This is a genomic window from Rhodoflexus caldus (genome assembly GCF_021206925.1).
Taxonomy (GTDB): Bacteria; Bacteroidota; Bacteroidia; order Cytophagales; family Thermoflexibacteraceae; genus Rhodoflexus; species Rhodoflexus caldus.
Map to the genome: position 1 here is coordinate 24,802 of NZ_JAJPRF010000008.1, position 21,419 is coordinate 46,220.

Sequence of the window (21,419 nt, forward strand, 5' to 3'; positions counted from 1 at the left end):
GAAAAGGAGGTCACGAGCGGATTCGAACCGCTGTAAAAGGTTTTGCAGACCTCTGCCTAGCCACTCGGCCACGTGACCTTTCGTTTAAGGTGGTGCAAAGGTATAACAACATTTTTTATCAAACAAGTATGCAAGATACTTTCAAACATATTGGCCTGCGGATGGCGTTGGTAGAGCAGCTGCGCAAAAAAGGCATCAGTGATGAAAGGGTGCTGGCTGCCATTGGTGCGGTACCGCGCCACTTTTTTCTGGACAGCGCCTTTGCCGAACATGCCTATCAAGACAAAGCCTTTGCTATAGGTGAAGGGCAAACCATCTCACAGCCCTACACAGTGGCTTTTCAAACGCAGCTGCTTCAAATTCAGCCCGGCGACAAGGTGTTGGAAATCGGCACGGGTTCAGGTTATCAGGCAGCTATTCTCTGCTATTTGGGTGCTAAAGTTTTCAGCGTTGAGTGTAAACGCAAACTTTTTTTACAGGCCAAAAAGGTATTGTCGCACCTGCACATGAAACCTACCATCCTTTTTGGCGATGGCAGCGTGGGCTTGCCTTCACAAGCGCCTTTTCAGGCCATTCTTGTAACAGCGGCTGCTCCGGCAGTACCTCAGGCACTCATTGATCAGTTAGACGAAGGCGGCCGATTAGTGATTCCGGTAGGCAATTTGGAACAGCAACAGATGTTGCGCATCACCAAAAAAAACGGACAACCCATTACCGAAACCTTTGACATGTTTGCCTTTGTGCCACTGACAGGAAAATTTGGCTGGAATAGCACCAAATAACGGCTGTAAGCGTTATTAGTAAGGAAGCAATAAGAGTTTTTAGCGCGAGTGACTTATGTCATCTTTTTTAACGCTTCCGAGTGTAATTTTGCACCACAGAACCCGTGAGAACAAAATGTTTGAGAACTTTAAAGCCGTAATACTCACTTACAAAACAGCGCCCATTGAAGTACGTGAAAAAGTATCCTTAGACGAGCAGCAAGCCCGCAGGCTGTTGCAACGCCTCAAAGATGCTTTAGGCTTATCCGAGGCGCTGGCGGTTTCTACATGTAATCGTACAGAAGTTTATTACAGCGCCGACCGGTCTATGGGCAAAGAAATTATCGCACAACTTTGTCTGGAAAAAAATCAACTGCCGGTTCATGAAATTTTACCCTACTTCCACATTGAAGATACGCATGAAGCAGCCGTTGAGCATCTGTTCCGCGTAGGTATCGGGCTTGAATCGCAGGTGGTCGGCGATTTGCAAATCAGCCACCAGATGAAACTTGCCTATCAGTGGTCGGCAGATGAAGGCATGGCAGGGCCGTTTTTGCACCGCCTGATGCACACCATTTTCTTTACCAACAAGCGCGTATTTCAGGAGACAGCCTTCCGCGACGGGGCAGCGTCGGTATCCTATGCTGCTGTTGAAATGATGGAAAAACTGACAGTTTCCAACAACGCGCCCACCGTTTTGGTCATTGGCTTAGGTGAAATAGGTGCAGACGTTGTGCGCAACCTGAAAGACTCCCGATTTGCCAAAGTATGGTTGGCCAACCGCACACGCGCCAAAGCGGAAGCAATTGCACAAGATTCTGATTTTGAGGTGATTGACTTTGCTGATTGGGAACGCTATATGGAGCAGGCAGACGTAGTTGTCAGTTCGGTAGCTAAAGAAACACCGCTGATTGAGGCTGCGCAGGTTGCCCGCTATTATCAAACAGGCAAATTCCGCTACTTCTTTGACCTTTCCGTGCCGCGCAGCATTGCCCCCGAAGTGGAGCAAATGCCGGGTTGTATTGTTTACAACGTGGACGACATTAACAACCATGCCAATGAGGCTTTGCAACGCCGATTGGCAGCTATCCCCGACGTGGAACGCATCATCGGCGAAGCCATGAGCGACTTTGGCAACTGGACAAAAGAAATGGTTGTTTCGCCGGTTATCAACAAACTCAAAAACATGCTCGAGCAAATCCGCAAGGAGGAAATAGCCCGCTACATGAAACACCTAAACGCCGAAGAAGCCGAACGAATTGAGCAAATTACCAAAAACATGATGCAAAAAGTCATCAAAATGCCTGTTTTGCAACTCAAAGCAGCTTGCAAACGCGGCGAAGCCGAAACGCTGGCAGACGTGCTGAACGATTTGTTCAATTTGGAGAAAGTAACAATAGAAAATTAATCAGGAGCGGCGAAACCAATCGCCGCTTTTGATTTCCGGCAGGTTGCGTGGCGCATTTCTTCCGCTGATATAGAGCCATGCACCAATGCGGTCGTCAAATATCCGCTCATATAAGCCCACATCCGTTCCTTCCAACTTATCTAAGCGTTGCAAGGTATCGGCTGAAATTTTATAAATTTCGCCCCAAATGATGCGATTGGCATCGGCACAAGGTTGTACAAAAGGGTATAAACCGAAGTCATACATGATGTAGCCGCCAAGTTGCACATTTTGTTCCGTGCAAACGGAATCGCGCAGCAAATGATGGTTACTGCCTCCTGAGCGAAGTGTTCCGTAAACAAAAATTCTCATAAACTTATTTGCCGTTAGATGAACCGTAAATTTTTTATACCGTTGATATTCGTTTTGGGTACATTGGCCTGTAATTCGCCACAGCAACAGCAGGAGCAAACTATGCAAAATGTTGCCGACACTGTCCGCGCACAAACATCGGCTGCAACAGATACCCGCAAAGTAATTTTATTTTTCGGCAATAGCCTGACGGCAGGTTTCGGGCTGGAAATAGAGCAGGCGTTCCCCGCACTGATTCAGCGCCGAATAGATTCGCTGGGGCTGCCCTACCGCTGCATCAATGCAGGCTTGAGCGGCGAAACCACCGCCAGCGGTAATACGCGCATAGACTGGATGCTGGAGCAACCCATTGATATTCTGGTAATTGAACTGGGCGGCAACGACGGCCTGCGTGGCATCAGCCCCGAAGAGACCCGCAAAAACCTGCAATCCATTATCAGCAAAGCCAAAGCGAAATATCCTGCCATTAAAATTATTTTGGCCGGTATGGAAGTCCCGCCCAATATGGGGCCGGACTATGCGGCAGCTTTCCGCAAAATTTATCCCGAACTTGCCAAATCCAATAAGGTGGAGTTGATTCCTTTTCTGTTGGACAAAGTAGGCGGCGAACCTTCGCTCAACCTGCCCGACGGCATCCACCCGACAGCCGAAGGCCATCTGATTGTAACCGAAACGGTTTGGAAAACCTTGCAACCCGTGTTGGAAAAGCCCTGATTAGCAATCGCAACTTGTATCGCGATAAGATGCGTAGATGGGTGAAAAGGTATCGTCAATGCTGATAATATTATCCAAGCGCACCGTTTCACCGCTTGCAAGTGCAATAAATTCTTCTTTGTTGCGTGTAAAAACATCGGTTATGACTGCATTCACCGTCATAAACTCGCGCAACTCGGTGTAGTATCGGATGCGACAGTACGCCTTGCGGGAGGCTTGTTCGGTGATAAAGTCATAGAATGAGCAGGCAACGGGCTGATAGTCGGACATTTGGCGCGGGTTTGTTTATTTCCACTAAATTACTGCTTAATTTTGAAAGCCTTTTTGCGCCGGCTCTGATTTAATACCCTCATATGGCTACCGACAAAGAAGAAACACCACTGCTATCTGTTGAAGACCTGAAAGTTTGTTTTGAAACCAAGCACGGGCAGGTTACTGCCGTTGAAAACATCAGTTTTCAGGTCAAAAAGCGTGAGACCATTGGTATTGTCGGCGAATCAGGTTCGGGGAAGTCCGTTACGGCGCTGGCTACGATGCGGCTCATACCGCCGCCCGGGCGTATAGAACAGGGGAAAATCTTGTTCAATTCGCCTTCGCTCGGGCGCGTAGATATCACCAGACTTAGCCGCGAAGAGATGCGGATGCTTCGCGGCGGCGAAATTGCGATGATTTTTCAGGAGCCGATGACCTCCCTCAACCCCGTTTTTTCTTGTGGAAATCAGGTGATGGAGGCGCTGCTGCTGCACAATCCTGAACTTTCGTTTAGCGAAGCACGGAAGCGGACGCTTGAAATGTTTGACAAAGTCAAACTGCCGCATCCTGAAAATATTTTCCGGGCATATCCGCACGAAATTTCCGGTGGGCAGAAACAGCGCGTGATGATTGCAATGGCGCTTTCATGCAACCCTTCGCTGCTGATTGCCGATGAGCCGACAACCGCACTGGATGTAACGGTGCAGCATCGTATTCTGGAACTTTTTCAGGAACTGCGCGACCAAATAGACACGTCCATTCTTTTTGTCAGCCACGATTTGGGGGTTATTGGCGAAGTTGCCGACCGCCTGTTAGTGATGTACAACGGCAAAATTGTAGAGCAAGGCGCTACGTGGGATATATTTTCATCGCCGCAACATCCTTACACGAAAGGTCTGCTTGCCTGCCGCCCCCGTTTGGATATCAAACTGAAAGTACTGCCTGTTATCTCCGACTTTATGGACACGGATGCTAACGGAAATGTTACTGACCGTCAGGAAAACAAGTTTAAGTCGGTAGGTCAGGCGCTCTTGCTGAACTTTCAGAGCAAAGACGAAATCATCGCGCGTCAGGAAGCCTTACTTGCACAAGAACCGCTTATTAAAGTGCGCAATTTGCAAGTGCATTTTCCTTTGGAAAAAAATTGGTTGGGCAAAGTAACTCGCGTGCAAAAAGCCGTTGATGGGGTAAGTTTTGAAATCTATCCGGGCGAAACTTTGGGCTTGGTGGGTGCCAGCGGTTGCGGCAAAACAACACTGGGACGTGCCATTCTTAATTTGGTTGAGCACGTATCGGGGGAGGTTTACTACAAGCACCGCAATATTCTCAAAATGCCTAAGCGCGAATTGCAGGAATTGCGCCGCGAAATTCAGATTATTTTCCAAGACCCCTATTCCTCGTTGAATCCGCGAATGACCATCGGTGAGGCCATTATGGAGCCTATGCGCTTCCACAATTTGCACGAGAACGACAAGAAGCGCAAAGAAGTTGCCATTGACCTGTTGGAAACGGTTAATTTGAGTAGCGTACACTTTAACCGATTCCCGCATGAGTTTTCGGGCGGGCAGCGCCAGCGCATTTCCATTGCCCGCACATTGGCGCTGCAACCCAGATTTATTATTTGCGACGAGTCGGTATCGGCACTTGATGTATCGGTTCAGGCGCAGGTGCTCAATCTGCTCAACCAGTTGAAAGACAAGTTTAAGCTAACCTACATCTTCATTTCCCACGATTTGTCGGTTGTGAAATTTATTTCTGACCGCATTTTGGTAATGAAGGAAGGAAAACTCGTGGAGTGCGGTTTTGCTGAAGATATTTACGAACACCCTAAAAACGATTACACGCGCAAACTCATTCAATCCATTCCGAAAGGAACGTTGGAAGATGTTCGCCGTGCGATGTTGCGCCGCAAGATGCGGAAGTAAGAACGGCAGTTATATTTTTTCAATTAACCATTCGGCTACCTCTTTGGTTTGCCCCGAAAAATTGATGCCAACCAAATAAATTTCTCTGTGCGCGCCTTCATATGCTTTATAATAAGCCCGCTCTTTGATTTGCCTCAACGCATTTGCTGCGCTGTCATTCAGTTTAAATTCAAAAATGTAAATGCGGTTGTCGTGCTCCATAACCGCATCTATACGCCCTGCGGAAACGCTAACCTCCGACTTGATATGGAAGCCGCAAAGCTGAAAGGCAAGAAAAATGACTGCATGAAAATATTTTTCCTGATGTTGGTCAAATATCTGATAAGGAATGGATGCAAAAAGGGTGTTGATGGCTTGTATTAGTTGTGGCATATCGTGGCTGCGCACTGCTCGGATGATGTTACGTGCCCACACACTACTTTCCGCGCTGTTTGCAAAAGCCACCATAATGTACTCCAATAGTGCCTGCCTTACTTCTTTGTTCGGATAGTCCAACAAGTAAATTCCCAGTTCATCGCATTCCGCTATTGTTAAGTATCCTGTCTGGAAAAGCAGTGTGTAGAGGTTAATATTATCAATGTCAAAATTTTCAATCATCAATGGCGAAACCGCCTTACGCGAAATATCATAAATCATTTGCTTTTTCAGCCATTCCACCAAAAACTTGGGTGTACCGCTGTCAAACCAAAAATTCATGAATTTTTGCTCCCCGAAAAACCGGAGGATAGAGTACGGATTATACAACTTTTCTACACCATTCCACGAAAAGCCATTGTACCATTCCTTAACTCGTTCGGCAAGTTCTGAGGCCGAAATATTATGTTTTAGGGCTGTTATGTCAAGGTAGGGTTTAAAATAATCTTCCAACTCTTGCTGTGTGTAGCCCAGCATGTTATGGAAATAATCGGAATAACTCAAATCTGTCAGATTGTTTAAATCCGAAAACAGGGAAACTTTGGAGAATCGGGCAATTCCTGTCATGAAAAACAAGCGGATATACTGCGAACTGCCTTTTACGACACTGTAAAACTCACGCATGATATCGCGATGCTCATGCGCGCGCTCATTTTTACCCACTTCCAATACATCGGTTATGGGTTTGTCATATTCGTCTATCAGAATTACTGCTTGTTTGCCCGTTTGCTTATACAGGTTTTCCATCAGCTCCTTAAACTTACTGCCAATCGTAGCCGCTTTAAAGGCGGTACTATAAGCTGCCGCAATTTCGTCTAACCGGTCGCTCAAAGCAGTACGCAAGCCTTTACCTTTGAAATCTAAGTTGCTGAAATCCAAGTGAATAATGGGGTGTGCATCCCAACTTATTTTGTCATAGATATACAACCCCTCGAATAGCTCTTTTTTACCTTCAAAAATGCATTTGAGCGTGCTCACCAACAGCGACTTGCCAAATCGGCGCGGACGGGCAAGAAAAAAAAACACACTCCCGTGGTGCAGCATATTGTAGATATAATTGGTTTTATCCACATATAAGCGATTGGTTCGGCGCAATTCACTAAAATCTTGTTGGCCGATGGGGAGCAGTTGCAGACTGTGCATGGTTGAGTGTGTTTTTACAAAGATAGACAAAGGGGCTGTATAGCCGCATCTGACCTAAAAAGTCGTCAGCGAGATGCCGAAGGTGAAAGGCGTAACAGGCGCACCGTCGGGGGCTTTGCCTGCGCGGAAGAGTTCTGAAAGCCCATAGTAGGCAAATACGTTGAATGAACTGTAGCCCATGCGCCCGTAGATGCCGTAACGGATGGGATTGAGGTAAAAGTCGTCTTTGTATTTGCTCTTGTCGCCGTCTTCAAATTTTACTTTGGTGTGCGAGCTTACGCGAACGCCTATTTTACCGCCTGCGGCCACTCGGAAGGCTTTTCTGCCGCTTTTGGCAGTAAATCGGAACTCTATCGGAAGGTCGGCATAGTTGATTGCCACAAGAGTTTTGCGCACATCAAAGGAGGCAATGTTGCTCATAATGGCACTTTGAAAGCCACTTTCCAGCAGGACTTCCTTGCTGAACGCATATTTTTCCATACCTGCACCGGCGCCCAAATTGAACGAAAAATGGTTGCTGATGCGAATGTTTTTCATGTAATAGATATTGACCGTGCGAGAGTTCAGGGGAGTCAATTCCATTGAAACAGGTGCATCCTGCAAACCTGAAATGCCCAAATCCATTACCAAATTGATGGGGGCATGTTTCAGCAAGCCTAATTGTGCCTGCGCGGCCACTGCCCAAACGGTAAACAGTAACCCTAAAAAAAGTTTCTTTGCCACGTGATTTGTTTGTTTTTTCGTTGCAACAACAAAAATAACATGCCAACTTTACTTGAAAGTGATTTGGGCGCACTCAAACTCGAACAGATACTTGCGGATAATGATGCCGAGTGCCTCTTTTTGTTCTAAGGCAGCCCCAATCAGTTCGGGTTCTATGACACTTTTTCCGCATTGTTTGTCATCTTTTAACAAATAGAGCTGTCCGGTGGCCATCCATTTGAACTCATAATTGCTGATGCGTATCAGGTAGGTTTTTTGGCGCGGGTCGCATTCCTGAATTTCAAAAACTACGGTTGAGGCGCGGTAGTTGCTTCCGGCAGGCATGGTTATTTTGGCCGAAACATTGGAGGAGGCCTTGGAAGCAAAGATTTCGCACAAACAAGTCCCTCGGAATTTCTCTGTTTCAATCATCAGCGAACGGATGTCTACAATGCGCCACTGGGTTTCGTCCACTTTGCGCAACAGCACGCTGAGGTGTTCGTCGCCTCTGACGAGGTCTTTGCCTTTTACCTGCCAAGTAAACTCTATGTGAATATTGGCATAGATGGTGTGGGAGCGCTGATGAATGGTTTCCATTTTTTTGAAGGTGCGCACAACATCGGAAGAGCCCTCTACGTGCATTCGCCGCAGAAATTGCAGCCAGTCGGTAACATCGCCGCTGCGGCTTTTTTTGTTGCCGCTGAGTGCCACGGTATTGACTTCAAACGTAAGACCGGGGTCAGTAACGGCCATTATGGTTTTCAGTTGCTCCTCTGTTTTTGCCCCTTGCGAAGTATAGCTTCGGGCAAAAAGCTGCAACATGCGCTCGGCCTCTCCCACAACGGGCTTCTGTGCCGAAAGTGCCGAGCAAATGCCAAATAAAAGAGGCAACAGCAGACTTTGCAGGATGCTATGTCGTGCCATTGCCTTCATAAATTAAGCAGGTAATTAATGTTACTTTTTGCGCATTTTGATATTGGCGCAACCTTCTTTGTAATTCACCTCACGCAAAATAAGCATAATTGCCTGTTCTTTTTCAGCAGCCACCCCGGGAAGTGTTACGGCAGCGGGGGCTATGCTGGATGCTTTGGCATCGCGTTGCGGGGTGTAGGAGATTTCGCCTGAGTCTGCCCACTGATAAACCGTATTCCCCGAGCGAATGATTCTGCCGTCTGCCTTTTGTACAAATTCAAAATTTTGGAGGTCTTCGGTGTATCCTCTGCCGCCGGGTACGGTGGTTTTGGTTACAAAGTTACCGGGCTTAGACTCGAAAAGTTCGCAGAAACAATCGCCACGCAGTTTTTCATCTTCAATGTTGATGCTGTTGTAATACACGATTTTCCAGTCGTTGCCGAATTTCTTGAAAACCAATGCTACTTGTTCCCTTCCTTTTTCCCATACGCTGCCGTCGCGTTCAATCTGATATTCGGCCGTGTAAACTACCGAGCCGATATCATCGGTGGAGTGTTCGGCGGCAATACCTGTCAGTTTATAGTTCAGATTGAGGTTTTCTGCATTGGCGAGCTTGGTAAGGTATTCATCAAAACTCTGATAGTCGCCGGTGAAACTGCGATACTTGCCACTAACGTTGGAGTTGAACAAAGAGGCAGATACTTTTTCATGCATAAACTTCAACACTGACGACTTGTCTTTGGTTTGGGTAAATTTCCCGTAATTTTCCACAAAGCTGATGGTAAGTTTTTTAACCTCCGAATCGGCAGGTTTTTTAGCCGTTGTTGAAGTCGTAGATGTTGTTGTCGTTCCCTTTTTGGGTTGGGCTATAGCCGCCTGCACGTTCCAAAAACAGCCTGCCGCCAACAGGTAAAACAGGCAGCGTTTCAATGAGTGTATCATACGATTTTCGTGTGTAGTTTGTCTATGCAAAGCTAAGTTAAAACAATTCACCGATAAGTACCGCATCATCTGATATTTTACCGATTTTAAGCCGCTAAATTTGCAGGAGCCATTCTGAACCCTATCTGTTATGTTGCCACTGCAACTTTCACATCGCTATTTGCTGCTCCTTTCGTTGGTGGCCGGCCTCTTGCTCGGCCTTGCGTGGTATGCACCTACCGCATGGCTGATTTTCATCGGATTTGCCCCTTTGTTTGCCATAGAGTACATCATTCGCCGCAGCGAGGCGAAGCGTTATCTATTACTTTGCTTTGGTTACAGCTATCTCGCCTTTCTGATTTGGAATATAATAGCCACGTGGTGGCTGTGGAATGCTTCTCCTGCCGCCTCCATATTTGCTTTTACGGCCAATGCAGCGCTCATGGCAGGTACTTTAACGCTGTTTCATGCAGCAGTGAGGGCATCTTCGGATAAGTTTGGCTATTTGCTGTTTGTCGTTCTTTGGATGTCGTTTGAATATTTTCACCACCATTGGGGCTTTTCGTGGCCTTGGCTGACGCTGGGAAATGTTTTTGGCTTTATGCCCTCATGGGTGCAGTGGTATGAATACACCGGTACGCCCGGGGGCACGCTTTGGGTAATTGCCGTTAATTTGATGGTGTTTGAAACCTTTTGGAAAGCCCCTCGCCTCTGGAAACTCAACGCAGTACTTGCAATATTGATGATTGCCGTGCCGGTGGCTGCATCGCTCGTGGTTTATTACAATCACAAAGAACGCGGGCCGGCAGTGGAGGTAACAGTTGTTCAGCCCAACCTTGACTGCTATGCTGAAAAGTTTGACTATAACGCTAAAACGGGGCAAGTCAATACAGGATTAACTTATGTGCCTTACGAGGAGCAGGTAGCACGATTTATTAACCTGAGTAAGAGCAAGATAACACCACAAACAGCCTTTGTTCTCTGGCCGGAAACCTCACTCCATCAAACTTTTGTGGAAGAAAGCAATTTTACGATACTGACAGCTCCCTATCCGATGTCGGAAGTCGGAAAGTTTAAGAGGCAGTATCCGCAACTCAGCCTGATGACAGGTGCCGATACGTACATCGCGTTCCACCCCGACAGCCTGCCCGACCGCCCTACGGTGCGCAAAGGCAGCGGTATGGGGTATGAGATTTTCAATACGGCTGTTTTTATAGGCGAGGATACAACGGTGCAATATTACCACAAGTCTAAACTGGTGGTAGGGGTTGAATCTAACCCGCTTGCAAGTGTGTTTAAATGGATTGATAACAGCCTGATGTTGAATCTGGGGGGCGTAGTTGGCAACTTAGGCAGTCAAGAACAACGAACCGTTTTTTTCAACCGCGACAGCATCGGCATTGCTCCGATTATCTGCTACGAATCCGTGTACGGTGATTTTGTTACGGAATACGTGCAGAAGAAAGCCAATATTCTGGGAATTATAACCAACGACGGTTGGTGGGGCAATACCCCCGGCCATGTACAGCATCTGGCGCTTGCAAGCCTGCGTGCCATAGAAACGCGCCGCAGCATTGCCCGCGCTGCCAATACGGGTATTTCGGGTTTTATCAACCAACGCGGCGATATTATTTCGCGCATTCCATACAACGAAATGGGGGCAGCCACTATGTCCATCCATGCCAACAGCGGCATGACCTTATACGCCCGTATAGGTGATGCACTCTATCGGCTGGCAGCTTTTCTGGCCGGTTTTATGGTACTTTCGGCGTTTGTAAGGCGTAGAGTAAGGGGGATTACGCCGCCAAAGAAGAATCTGTAAAATTCAAGATTCATCATTGGGGCAGCATCTGCCACAGCGGATAAACAGCCACATTGATAGCACACAAATACGCAAGGCTTTTAATTAGGTGAGAAATTAACGTGTTCTTTTTTACCGCAGAGTGCGCAAAGGTTTAACCGCAGTGTACACAAAGAAAAAATTCATCATAAAAACACTCAGCAGCTCTTCGCGTAATACTCAGCGGGCTTTGCGGTAAATTTGAAAGAACGTTTTAAATTGCTCGCTTACTTTTATGTGCTTGCGGCGAATGACTGCTTGCTTTCAATTGCCTACTCTTTGGGGGGGCGTATGAGCACTTTTCTGTAATAGTTTCACCAATTCCCTGATTTCTTCGCGCTTGTCTATCAGCATATTTTCGGCTGCAATTTTCAACATGCGCAAATTTTCGGGTGAGGCATCATCCATAGCAGTATTGTCGGGGTGCAGCGTTGTCTGAAAGCGTATGTATCGGCTGCCTTTTCTGTCTTGAAACAGATAATCTGCCTGATAGTCGGCAAGTTCGCTGCCGCCACCCATCAGAATGTCAATCAAAGGCTTTATCCAACTGACTGCGCCCCAGTTTTTGGCATCGTCGTAGCGGATGGGCTTTTCTAATGTGCCCGTGCCAATGGAAACCAGCAAGATATTTTTAGGTTTGGCTTTCATGGCCTCCACATACGCACAAATAGACGGATTGTTGGCTATTACGCCGCCATCTATCAACGCCAAAAAGTCATTTACCCCTTTGTTTATTTTTGAAGGTTCAAAGTAGGTAGGGGCAGCCGATGTGGAGCGGGCAATTTGCCACAGCAGGTAATCGTCGGCAGCGTTTTCTTTTGCCTTTGTGCTCTTGAAAAAAAACGGGCGGCGGCGTTCTATCTCATAGGCTGATATAATGACATTGGGCGAACAATCTTTCAGGCGACTGTTGCCAAAATATTGTTTCAGTACCGACTCTATACCCTCGGCAGCGTACATCTCCTCAAATAATCCACTGTTGGCAAAGGGCAGCATTGATTTTTTGAAGATTGTTTGCCCGTGCTGCTCATAAAGGGCTGCGAGGTCTTTGGCTGCAAATTTGGGTTTGCCTGCCTTGTCGCGGAGTGCAAGCCCGAGCGCCAAAATGCCGCCTGTAGATGTTCCGGCAATGAGGTCAAACTGTTCGGCTATCGGTTTGCCGATTTGTTGTTCAAGTTCTGTCAGTAATATGGCCGGAATAATGCCCCGTATGCCGCCTCCGTCAATGGACAAAATGCGGAATATTTTAGCGTCGGTACTCATGTGCGAGGTTTGTTTATCGGCTTTCAATTTGCAAAAAATTGCCGCAAAAACCTAAAAATCAATGACATTCGCGCGCCAATGCTGCCCGAATGCGGCTTAGTGCCTCTTGCGTGATGTTCAGGAATGAGGCAATATATCCCAGATTCACTCGGTTGGTGATGTTGGGATAAACAGCGAGCAGTGCTTCGTAGTGTTCTCTTGCGGAAAGAAATTGCAGGCGATGGGTGCGTTCTTCGGCCTGAAAAATATGTTGTTCCAAAAACAGGCGGTACAGTCGTTCCACTTCGGGATAATTGTTCAGCAATTCCTGCCACGTTTGGTAATGAATAGCCAAGCAGGAGCAATCTTCCAATGCCTGAATAGATTGTCGGGCAGGTTGTTGGGTAATGAAACTGCGCAAATCAACCACCATATCACCTTCAAAGGAAAACCAAAGTGTTTTTTCCTTGCCGTCCGGTTGCTGCATCCAGTCTCTGACAGCCCCTTGTTCAAGAAAGAAAATATGGCGGCAGATTTGCCCTTCTTTAACCAAACATTCCCCTTTTTTGAAACTGCAAGGCAAAAAACTTTCCACCACATGTGCATGTACGGTGGGCGGCAACGTATAAACCGCTTTCAGTGCCATGTGGATATCCGCCTTCATGGGTTATTACTTTTCTTCTTCTGCCAGTCCGTAGAAACTGCCAATAGCGTTGCGTTTGGCTTTGAGCCACTCGCCTACATTTTTGCGCTGCCAAAATTCCAGCCCCACCTTTTCCTTGTATTGTTTGCCTTCTTTGTCGCGCAGTAGCAATTGATAAGTTTCGGTGCGGTTGCCTTCCCGCCAGTCGTTGCCGGGCAAGGGTTCTTTGGGGAATTGGGGTTGCTTATCTGCTCCTGTGGCCTTGGCAGTGTGGTCTACCGTCCACCGATAAATTTCATACTTATACTTGGTCTGGAAAACGGGCACTTGCTTGTAAACAGGTTCTTCGTAAGTTTCTTTGCGATTTTCGTAAACGGGTTTGTCGCAGTACACATCTTCAAAGTAACCGTTGCCTAAGTCTTTTTTGCCACAGCGGACGCGTTTGGTGCCTGTCTGTACGCGCACGGTGCGGGTCTTGGTTTGATAGCCGGTCAGCACCTGATTGTAGTGGTGCACATCCTGCCGCTGCGAAATCAGTTTTGCACCCGAAGGCAACTGCCAGTCTTCTTCAATAAACGGGCGATTTTGTTCAATGGCCACGGTGCGTTCCCATTCGTGCCCTACCACTTCCACTTCAAAGCCGCGCGGCTTGAACATGTACCACAAGAAAAAAACAGCCAGCAGCACAAACGACCAGACCACGATGCGGTACTTGCGGCGGTAGCGGGCTTTATTATCGGCCGGATTGAACTTTGGCGGTGGAGTAGGCGCGGTCTCCTGACGCTGAGGCTCATCATCATATATCACTTTTTCGGTGCGGGCGATGTCTTCGTGGTTGCGCTCGTTACCACAGGCTTTGCACGCGGTATCCGTTGCTTTGTTGTCAGCGCCGCAGTAATCGCAGCGCCAGTCAGCACCTGCTTTTGCCTGCCGTACCTTGTCCGCATCGGTTACTTCGTCCGCATCTTCGGGCAGATAGAATGCAACATCTTTGCCTCGAGGCGAGCCGCAACCCACGCAATGGGTATCAGGCCCTAAATTGCCTTTCAAGCCACATACCGGGCAGTCCCATCTGCCTACTCTGATTGTCATAACGTATCGTTTACCTGATTCAGGACTTGAAGTTACTATTTTCGGCAGAAAAACAGCGGCTTTCAATCCGAGTTGGGATAAAAAATCGGATAAAACAAAAAAACCGCCTCAGCACTTGAGACGGTTTAGCGTGTTCTCGGCAGGACTCGAACCTGCAACCTTCTGATCCGTAGTCAGATGCTCTATCCAATTAAGCTACGAAAACAGCGTTTGATGCCACAAAACTATATGCTTCGCAGAATTTTGCAAGCAATTTCGCAATGAAAAATAATGACAAGACACTAATTGCCTGAAAATGAAAGACATTATTTTTGCAGGCCGATTGGCTATGTCATTTTGTCAGCCTTGGGCTTTGTGGCAAGCGAATTGATGCGCTAATAATGCTAAAATCTGACTGTAATCATGGAAGAAAATACAAACGATATTCACAACGAACATAACGACAACAATACATCGGCCGAAACTTCTCAGGAACATCATGAAGGCATTGCAGCGCACGTGCCCGAGCCTGAACCGATAGAAAAACTGCGCGATGACCTGAACGAAGCGAAGGATAAGTACCTGCGCCTCTATGCCGATTTTGAGAATTATCGCAAGCGTGTGGCTAAGGAAAAAATAGATTTTCTGACAACGGCCAACGAAGAACTCATCATAAAGTTGTTGCCTATTCTGGACGATTTTGAGCGTGCACAAAAGTCAATGTCGGCCGATGAGCACACAAGCGAAGTTGCCCGTCAGGGTTTTGAGTTGATTTATGCCAAATTTGTTAAAGTACTGGAAAGCAAAGGATTAAAGGCAATGACTGCCAAAGGCGAAAACTTTAATCCTGATTTGCATGAAGCTATTACCCAATTCCCTGCGCCTTCTGACGACATGAAAGGGAAAGTAATTGATGAGGTAGAAAAAGGTTACATGTTGGGCGAAAAAGTAATCCGTTTTGCGAAGGTTGTAGTGGGAGCATAATAATAAAAAACAAGTTTGAAGTGATGGCAGCCAAAAGAGACTATTACGATATTTTAGGCGTAGAGAAAAATGCCTCAGCCGAGGAAATCAAAAAGGCATACAGAAGAACCGCCATTAAATATCACCCCGACAAAAATCCGGGCGATAAAGAGGCAGAGGAGAAATTCAAAGAAGCAGCCGAAGCCTACGAAGTGCTTAGCAACCCCGACAAGAGGGCGCGCTACGACCGCTTTGGTCATCAAGGCGTAAACAATGGCGGCTTTGGCAGCGGCGGTGTCAATATGGAAGATATCTTCTCTCAGTTTGGCGATATCTTCGGGGGCAGCCCTTTTGGCGATATTTTTGGCAGCGGCAGACGTTCCACCCGTCGGAAAGGAACCAACCTGCGCATCAAACTCAAACTTACCCTTCAGGAAATTGCCAACGGCGTTGAAAAGAAAATTAAAGTACGCCGTCAGGTAGCTTGCAAAAGTTGTGAAGGAACAGGTGCTAAAAACGGAACCTCATTTACCAACTGTACTACGTGCAATGGTTCAGGACAAATTAAACAGGTGGTCAATACCATGCTGGGGCAGATGGTTTCCGCCAGCACTTGCCCTGCCTGTGGCGGCGAAGGTAAAATCATCAGCGAACGTTGCGGCAGTTGCGGCGGCGACGGAACTACTCTGGAAGAGGAAGTAATCCCAATTAAAATACCCGCAGGCGTAGAAGAGGGTATGCAATTGCAAATGAACGGCAAAGGCAACTTCCCTCCGCGCGGCGGTGTGCCCGGCGACTTGTTGGTGGTTATTGAAGAAGAGGAAGATGCACTCTTGAAGCGCGAAGGTACCAACGTACATTTTGACCTGCATTTGAGTTTTATTGATGCTGTTCTGGGTACTTCCGTAGAAGTTCCTACAATTGACGGTAAAGCAAAAATTGACATTGCGGCAGGTACGCAAAGCGGCAAAGTATTGCGCCTGAAAGGAAAAGGCATCAAGGAGTTGAACGGATACGGCACAGGCGACCAATTGGTGCATGTCAATATCTGGACTCCTAAAAATTTGACCAAAGAAGAACGTGCACTGTTGGAAAAACTCCGCGATTCGCCTAATTTCAAACCCAATCCCGACAAAGCCGACAGGAGCTTTTTTGACCGAATGAGGGAATATTTTCAATAAAGAGATAACCACGTAAAAATTGTTTACCTACGCGCTATTATCATTGGCAAGAAGGTGGCGAAAGTTTGTTTCGCTTATCCTGATTTATGCAATGACAGTAGCGCTTTTTAGTTCTGCCGTTTTTTTCGGCGATGCCATTCGCAGCGAATCAAAAATCATACTGGCCGACCTGCCCGAGCTTTGGGTACAACAACTGGCAGGCGGCAGATTAGTGCCCCTGAAGGCAGCGGTTGCCGATTCACTGAAAAATATACGCGGTATTCGGAGTATCCATGGACGCATCTGGGGCTACTGGTTTGATGGGGCAACCGGTGCGGTTTTCAGCATTGTGGCCGCAGACAGCACACTTGGCGGCCTCCCGCTGATGAGCCGTAGCCAACTGCAACGGTTAGATACAGGCAAAATACTGATAGGCAGCGGATTGGCCGAATTGCGCAACCTGACCGCCGGCGATTTTTTGTCCATTACCGATGTAGGCGCCGAAACGTTTCAGTTTGAAGTTGTCGGACAGTTGCCTCCCGAAACTGCCTTGCTTTCACGCGATTTGATTGTGATGCACCCCAAAGATGCGCGGCGTGTGCTGCAATATGCAGGCAACGAACTGACCGATTTGGCAGTTCGCGTAAACAATCCGGCAGAAGCTGCCAACATTGGCAAAAAAATTGACTTGCTGTTTCCCGATTTGCGCGTGGTGGCTAAGCATCAATTGGTGGCAACCTATGAGGCGCTGTTTGGCTGGCGCGGAGGTTTGGTCATGTACGGCGGCTTATTTGCCTTGCTTGCTTTTTTGGTGCTTGCATGGGAGCGCGCTTCCGGTTACAGCCGCGAAGACCGCCTCGAGCTCGGCATTTTGAAGGCATGTGGTTGGCAAATTGATGAAGTGCTGCGCCTCAAAATGCTGGAAGGATTGCTGATATCTTTTACCGCAACCGCTCTGGGTATTATTTTAGCATGGTTGCATATTTTTTTTGCTGATGCTTACCTGATTAAACCACTGCTTGCGGGTTGGTCGGTGTTGTACCCTTCTTTTCATCTTTCTCCGCACTTAGAGGGCAGCAGTTTGCTGTTTATTATGATGCTGTCTGTTGTGCCCTACATGATTGCCACGCTTATTCCTGCATGGAAAAGCGCGATTACAGACCCGGCTGAAATCGTACAAGGTTAAGGTTTTCTGTTTTACTTTGCCTTCCAAAACTTGTATTTAGGCGAAACTTTGCTTTTTTTGTCCTTTCTAAAAAACAGAAAATGAACTTTAACTCACTTTTTCGGCGCAAGAAAATACAGGATATCATTGCCGACCATGAAGGTTCTGCACATGGCGAGCTCCATAAAAATCTCAGTCTGATAGACTTAACAGCTTTTGGCATTGCGGCTATCGTAGGTGCAGGTATTTTTAGCACTATTGGTAATGCAAGTGCTGCCGGAGGCCCTGCGGTAGTATTTTTGTTCATTTTTACCGCTATCGCCTGCGGTTTTTCCGCCATGTGTTATGCCGAATTTGCCAGTACTATCCCCGTTTCGGGCAGCGCCTATACCTATGCCTATACATCTTTCGGTGAGTTAGTGGCGTGGATTATCGGGTGGAATCTGTTGATGGAATACGCTATCGGAAATATTGCAGTGGCTATTTCGTGGAGCGATTATTTCACGGGGCTAATGGCCGGTTTCGGGTGGGAGATTCCGCATTATTTCTCGATGGACTATCTTACCGCTGCAAGAGTACATGCCGAAATAACCGAGGCGCTGGCTGCCGGTAAAACACTGAACGATTTTCCGCTGTCATCCCGCGAGGCATATGCTGCATGGGAAAGTGCGCCAAGCATCGGCAACTTCCGCCTGATTGCCGATATTCCCGCATTGGTCATTGTTTTTGTTATCACCTATTTGGTGTATATCGGGATGCGGGAGACGAAGAATACTGCCAATATGATGGTTGTTTTTAAACTGGCGGTGATTCTGGCCGTAATTGCCGTAGGTGCATTTTACGTGCAGACCGATAACTGGTCGCCGTTTGCGCCTAATGGAGTAGGGGGGGTGCTCAAAGGTGTATCGGCCGTTTTTTTTGCCTACATTGGTTTTGATGCCATTTCTACAACCGCCGAAGAGTGCAAAAATCCGCAGAAAGATTTGCCTCGCTCCATGTTTTTGTCGCTGCTCATCTGCACAATTCTGTACGTAGTGATTGCGTTGATTCTTACAGGCGTTGTACCATACAAGGAGTTAGCTGTCGGCGACCCGCTGGCACATATTTTCAGCGTCATCGGGCTTAATTTTATGTCGGGTTTGGTTGCCCTGAGTGCAATTATTGCCATTGCAGGCGTATTGCTGGTATTTCAAATGGGGCAGCCCCGCATTTGGATGGTGATGAGCCGCGACGGGCTGATGCCGCCGCAGTTTGCCAAAATTCACCCAAAATATAAGACACCTTATTTTTCCACCATCATAACAGGGCTTGTAGTGGCCATCCCGGCATTGTTTATGAACCTGACGGAGGTTACAGACCTGACCAGCATCGGTACGCTGTTCGCCTTTGTGATTGTGTGCGGTGGTGTGTTGTACATGGAGCAGCACGGCTTGAATAAAAACGCGCGCTTCAAAATACCGTACATCAGCAGCCGTTGGATTATTCCGCCTGTTTTACTTGGTGTGGTTGTGCTTTTGTATATCCAAATGCCCGAAAATGTCGCCAACTTTTTTACCTACGGCGACTGGGATACTTTCAAGCATAAAATACCGATGTGGGGCTTTATTTTGGTATGCGTAGTTGCTGCAATTTACAGCGTTGTAATGCAACCTTCGTTGATTCCGATGCTGGGGCTGCTGTGTAATCTCTACCTGATGACCGAGCTTGGGCTAACCAACTGGACGCGATTCCTGATGTGGACTTTTGCCGGTATCATCATATACTTTGGGTACAGCTACCGCCATAGTAAGTTAGCCCAAAGCTAATTGCTTGATTGAGAGTCTATTTGAATTTTTCCGCGAGCGTAAAAGTGCCGCCGTTTTTGTTGTAAACCATTTCATAAACAAGGTGAAAGACTTGTGTATCGTTTTCTCCGCCTTGTTCCATAAATCCGATTTGGATAGTTGTTCCTTTTTGCGGTACTTTTACCCACTGGCTCAGGTCTGCCTCTTTGTCAGTGATGCGGATTTTCTTTGAAGTACTTTCCATGCCTTTTTCTATTTGCTTGCGCATGGCAGCAGGCATAAAACGCTCCGTTTTGTCTATCAGTTTGCCGTTTTGCAGTTCGTAGAAGGAAGGCAAGCCCGATTCGCACAGGGGGCCGCAACCAAAACCCGCAATGGCAACAAACTTGGGTGCATTGGCAGGGATGTAGTAAGCCATTTCTTCATAGCCTTCCACGCCAAGCAAGTTGTAGGCAATAAAGCCGTTTTTAATATCTTGTGTTCGAATAATGTCCTTCGCGCCTGTCAAATCCATACCCGCTTTTTTCATTTCTTCCCGATGCTCTTTCATGCGGGCGCGGTAGTAATCCATTACAGACGTCTGTGCTTGTGCCGTTAATATGCCTGCAACGCATAATATGATACCGACTACTAACTTTTTCATGCAAGTTTGATTTGACTTTCATTTTCAACTACTTGGATGGGTATAGAAACAAACATATTCATCAGTTTGCTCCCGTATTTGATGGCACGTGATTCTGTAACAACCCAGATAGACTCTAAACGATTCGCATGTGCTTGCAGAAAATTTTGGAAAACAAGTCGCGCATGTGCTTCATAATCAGTCATATACAAGCATCGGCATATCAGAGGGAAGGTGTTCGTTTCTTCAAGTTCGGCTATTTGCCGATTCAGATAAGTGCTTAACTTGTTGGCATCTGTTTCAGTAAAAATGCCATTGAAAGTAATCACGAGGCATGTTTTATCTTGAATAATCTCCCACGAGGCATGGGCTGCCCGAGTTGATTCCTGCGGATTTTCTTTACCGCTAATCAGCAGTTTTCGTAGTTTGTCTAACATGGCATTATGTGCACAAAAGTGTCTGCTTTAAGATACGCATGATTGATTGAGTTGGTTGTGGGGAGCACTTTGTAGAGGTGCTCCCTACATGGAGTTTACTTTGCAAAACGGGCTGCTACCTTCATATCTTTACCCTCATATTCGTAGAAGCCTTTGCCTGATTTGACACCCAAATGCCCTGCGCGAACCATATTGACCAGCAGCGGACAAGGTGCGTATTTGGGATTGCCAAAACCTTCATACATCACATCCAGAATGGCTTTGCAAACATCCAACCCGATGAAATCGGCCAGATGCAGAGGCCCCATGGGATGTGCCATCCCGAGCTTCATCACGGTGTCAATTTCTTCTACACCTGCCACGCCTTCAAACAGCGTGTAAATCGCTTCGTTAATCATCGGCATCAGGATGCGGTTGGAAACGAAGCCCGGGTAGTCGTTTACCTCAACCGGTGTTTTGTGCAGCGAGCGCGAAACTTCCATGATGGTATTGGTAACGGCATCAGAAGTGGCATAGCCGCGGATTACCTCTACCAATTTCATTACCGGAACAGGGTTCATAAAGTGCATACCAATCACCTGTTCGGGGCGTTTGGTGGCTGCCGCTATGCGGGTAATGGAAATAGAGGAGGTATTGCTTGCCAAAATGGCATGAGAGGGGCAAAGTTGGTCTAATTGTGTAAAAATTTTATGCTTTACGTCCACATTTTCCGTAGCCACTTCCACTACCAAATCTGCCGAGGGGGCGGCTTCTTCTAAGGCTGTGAAGGTTTTGATGCGTGCCAATGCAGCGGTTTTATCTGCTTCGGTAACAGCGCCTTTGGCTACTTGGCGGTCAAAGTTTTTAGAAATGGTATCTAATGCTTTTTTGAGGGCATCGGCAGACAAATCCACCAATGAAACTTCATAGCCGAATTGGGCAAAAACGTGTGCAATGCCGTTGCCCATCGTTCCTGAACCTATAACGGTTACATTTTTGATTGTCATGGT

21 protein-coding genes and 2 tRNA genes are annotated in these 21,419 nt (G+C 47.2%); 9 read left to right on the top strand and 14 right to left on the bottom strand.

Features of this window, described 5'->3' with window-relative positions:
• Nucleotides 1–7: 7 nt before the first annotated feature.
• Nucleotides 8–78 (bottom strand) — tRNA-Cys (locus NDK19_RS10255).
• A 50-nt stretch (nucleotides 79–128) separates the two neighbouring features.
• Here NDK19_RS10255 and NDK19_RS10260 point away from each other — a divergent pair.
• Together NDK19_RS10260 and hemA are read left to right on the top strand one after the other, a co-directional pair.
• Complete coding sequence (locus NDK19_RS10260; protein ID WP_250631788.1) at nucleotides 129–782, top strand: protein-L-isoaspartate(D-aspartate) O-methyltransferase; 654 nt, start codon at nucleotides 129–131, stop codon at nucleotides 780–782.
• A 115-nt stretch (nucleotides 783–897) separates the two neighbouring features.
• Nucleotides 898–2,169, top strand: a complete 1,272-nt coding sequence (gene hemA / locus NDK19_RS10265) for a glutamyl-tRNA reductase (RefSeq protein ID WP_250631789.1) — start codon at nucleotides 898–900, stop codon at nucleotides 2,167–2,169.
• Here hemA and NDK19_RS10270 read toward each other — a convergent pair whose 3' ends face one another.
• On the bottom strand, nucleotides 2,170–2,520 hold the full coding sequence (locus NDK19_RS10270) for a gamma-glutamylcyclotransferase family protein (RefSeq protein WP_250631790.1): 351 nt from the start codon (nucleotides 2,518–2,520) through the stop codon (nucleotides 2,170–2,172).
• Between the two features lie 18 nt (nucleotides 2,521–2,538).
• Here NDK19_RS10270 and NDK19_RS10275 point away from each other — a divergent pair, with 18 nt between their 5' ends.
• Nucleotides 2,539–3,234: an arylesterase gene (locus tag NDK19_RS10275; protein WP_394801681.1), complete on the top strand. Its 696-nt coding sequence runs from the start codon at nucleotides 2,539–2,541 to the stop codon at nucleotides 3,232–3,234.
• On the opposite strand, the gene NDK19_RS10280 is transcribed toward NDK19_RS10275, so the two are convergent.
• A complete protein-coding gene (locus NDK19_RS10280; protein ID WP_250631791.1) occupies nucleotides 3,235–3,504 on the bottom strand; it encodes a hypothetical protein in 270 nt (89 codons plus the stop codon).
• An 83-nt stretch (nucleotides 3,505–3,587) separates the two neighbouring features.
• Here NDK19_RS10280 and NDK19_RS10285 point away from each other — a divergent pair, with 83 nt between their 5' ends.
• The gene (locus NDK19_RS10285; RefSeq protein ID WP_250631792.1) at nucleotides 3,588–5,411 is read left to right on the top strand and encodes an ABC transporter ATP-binding protein; all 1,824 of its coding nucleotides are present in this window, start codon (nucleotides 3,588–3,590) and stop codon (nucleotides 5,409–5,411) included.
• Nucleotides 5,412–5,420: 9 nt separating this feature from the next.
• Here NDK19_RS10285 and NDK19_RS10290 read toward each other — a convergent pair whose 3' ends face one another.
• Genes NDK19_RS10290 through NDK19_RS10305 form a run of 4 tightly spaced genes read right to left on the bottom strand, consistent with a single transcriptional unit; the run spans nucleotide 5,421 to nucleotide 9,524 of the window.
• Nucleotides 5,421–6,968, bottom strand: coding sequence for an ATP-binding protein (locus NDK19_RS10290; RefSeq protein WP_250631793.1), 1,548 nt, complete (start codon nucleotides 6,966–6,968; stop codon nucleotides 5,421–5,423).
• A gap of 54 nt (nucleotides 6,969–7,022) precedes the next feature.
• Complete coding sequence (locus tag NDK19_RS10295; RefSeq protein ID WP_250631794.1) at nucleotides 7,023–7,691, bottom strand: porin family protein; 669 nt, start codon at nucleotides 7,689–7,691, stop codon at nucleotides 7,023–7,025.
• A 48-nt stretch (nucleotides 7,692–7,739) separates the two neighbouring features.
• A complete protein-coding gene (locus NDK19_RS10300) occupies nucleotides 7,740–8,594 on the bottom strand; it encodes a hypothetical protein (RefSeq protein WP_250631795.1) in 855 nt (284 codons plus the stop codon).
• A gap of 30 nt (nucleotides 8,595–8,624) precedes the next feature.
• Nucleotides 8,625–9,524, bottom strand: a complete 900-nt coding sequence (locus tag NDK19_RS10305) for a hypothetical protein (protein ID WP_250631796.1) — start codon at nucleotides 9,522–9,524, stop codon at nucleotides 8,625–8,627.
• Nucleotides 9,525–9,654: 130 nt separating this feature from the next.
• On the opposite strand from NDK19_RS10305, the gene lnt reads away from it, so the two are divergent.
• Nucleotides 9,655–11,325: an apolipoprotein N-acyltransferase gene (gene lnt / locus NDK19_RS10310; RefSeq protein ID WP_250631797.1), complete on the top strand. Its 1,671-nt coding sequence runs from the start codon at nucleotides 9,655–9,657 to the stop codon at nucleotides 11,323–11,325.
• 282 nt (nucleotides 11,326–11,607) lie between these two features.
• On the opposite strand, the gene NDK19_RS10315 is transcribed toward lnt, so the two are convergent.
• From NDK19_RS10315 to NDK19_RS10330, 4 genes are all read right to left on the bottom strand, one after another.
• Nucleotides 11,608–12,606 carry a CBASS cGAMP-activated phospholipase gene (locus NDK19_RS10315; RefSeq protein ID WP_250631798.1) on the bottom strand — a complete coding sequence of 333 codons (999 nt, stop codon included), beginning with the start codon at nucleotides 12,604–12,606 and terminating at the stop codon, nucleotides 11,608–11,610.
• Between the two features lie 58 nt (nucleotides 12,607–12,664).
• Nucleotides 12,665–13,249 carry a Crp/Fnr family transcriptional regulator gene (locus NDK19_RS10320; RefSeq protein WP_250631799.1) on the bottom strand — a complete coding sequence of 195 codons (585 nt, stop codon included), beginning with the start codon at nucleotides 13,247–13,249 and terminating at the stop codon, nucleotides 12,665–12,667.
• Nucleotides 13,250–13,255: 6 nt separating this feature from the next.
• On the bottom strand, nucleotides 13,256–14,320 hold the full coding sequence (locus tag NDK19_RS10325) for a zinc finger Ran-binding domain-containing protein (protein WP_250631800.1): 1,065 nt from the start codon (nucleotides 14,318–14,320) through the stop codon (nucleotides 13,256–13,258).
• Between the two features lie 131 nt (nucleotides 14,321–14,451).
• Nucleotides 14,452–14,525 (bottom strand) — tRNA-Arg (locus tag NDK19_RS10330).
• A 197-nt stretch (nucleotides 14,526–14,722) separates the two neighbouring features.
• Between NDK19_RS10330 and NDK19_RS10335 the strand changes: the two genes are divergently transcribed.
• The 4 genes from NDK19_RS10335 to NDK19_RS10350 all read left to right on the top strand — a co-directional run bounded on the left by NDK19_RS10335 (nucleotide 14,723) and on the right by NDK19_RS10350 (nucleotide 19,392).
• Nucleotides 14,723–15,283 carry a nucleotide exchange factor GrpE gene (locus NDK19_RS10335; RefSeq protein WP_250631801.1) on the top strand — a complete coding sequence of 187 codons (561 nt, stop codon included), beginning with the start codon at nucleotides 14,723–14,725 and terminating at the stop codon, nucleotides 15,281–15,283.
• A gap of 23 nt (nucleotides 15,284–15,306) precedes the next feature.
• Complete coding sequence (dnaJ, locus tag NDK19_RS10340) at nucleotides 15,307–16,443, top strand: molecular chaperone DnaJ (RefSeq protein WP_250631802.1); 1,137 nt, start codon at nucleotides 15,307–15,309, stop codon at nucleotides 16,441–16,443.
• 91 nt (nucleotides 16,444–16,534) lie between these two features.
• Nucleotides 16,535–17,608, top strand: a complete 1,074-nt coding sequence (locus NDK19_RS10345; protein ID WP_250631803.1) for an ABC transporter permease — start codon at nucleotides 16,535–16,537, stop codon at nucleotides 17,606–17,608.
• Nucleotides 17,609–17,688: 80 nt separating this feature from the next.
• Nucleotides 17,689–19,392 carry an amino acid permease gene (locus NDK19_RS10350; RefSeq protein WP_250631804.1) on the top strand — a complete coding sequence of 568 codons (1,704 nt, stop codon included), beginning with the start codon at nucleotides 17,689–17,691 and terminating at the stop codon, nucleotides 19,390–19,392.
• 16 nt (nucleotides 19,393–19,408) lie between these two features.
• Here the strand turns inward: NDK19_RS10350 and NDK19_RS10355 are convergent, their stop codons facing one another.
• The 3 genes from NDK19_RS10355 to NDK19_RS10365 form a co-directional block, all read right to left on the bottom strand.
• On the bottom strand, nucleotides 19,409–20,014 hold the full coding sequence (locus tag NDK19_RS10355) for a hypothetical protein (RefSeq protein ID WP_250631805.1): 606 nt from the start codon (nucleotides 20,012–20,014) through the stop codon (nucleotides 19,409–19,411).
• Nucleotides 20,011–20,430: a hypothetical protein gene (locus tag NDK19_RS10360; RefSeq protein ID WP_250631806.1), complete on the bottom strand. Its 420-nt coding sequence runs from the start codon at nucleotides 20,428–20,430 to the stop codon at nucleotides 20,011–20,013. Before NDK19_RS10360 ends, NDK19_RS10355 begins: the two co-directional genes overlap by 4 nt.
• Nucleotides 20,431–20,525: 95 nt before the next feature.
• Nucleotides 20,526–21,410 (bottom strand): 3-hydroxybutyryl-CoA dehydrogenase, encoded by an 885-nt coding sequence (locus tag NDK19_RS10365; RefSeq protein WP_250631890.1) that lies wholly within the window; start codon nucleotides 21,408–21,410, stop codon nucleotides 20,526–20,528.
• Nucleotides 21,411–21,419 lie beyond the last annotated feature (9 nt).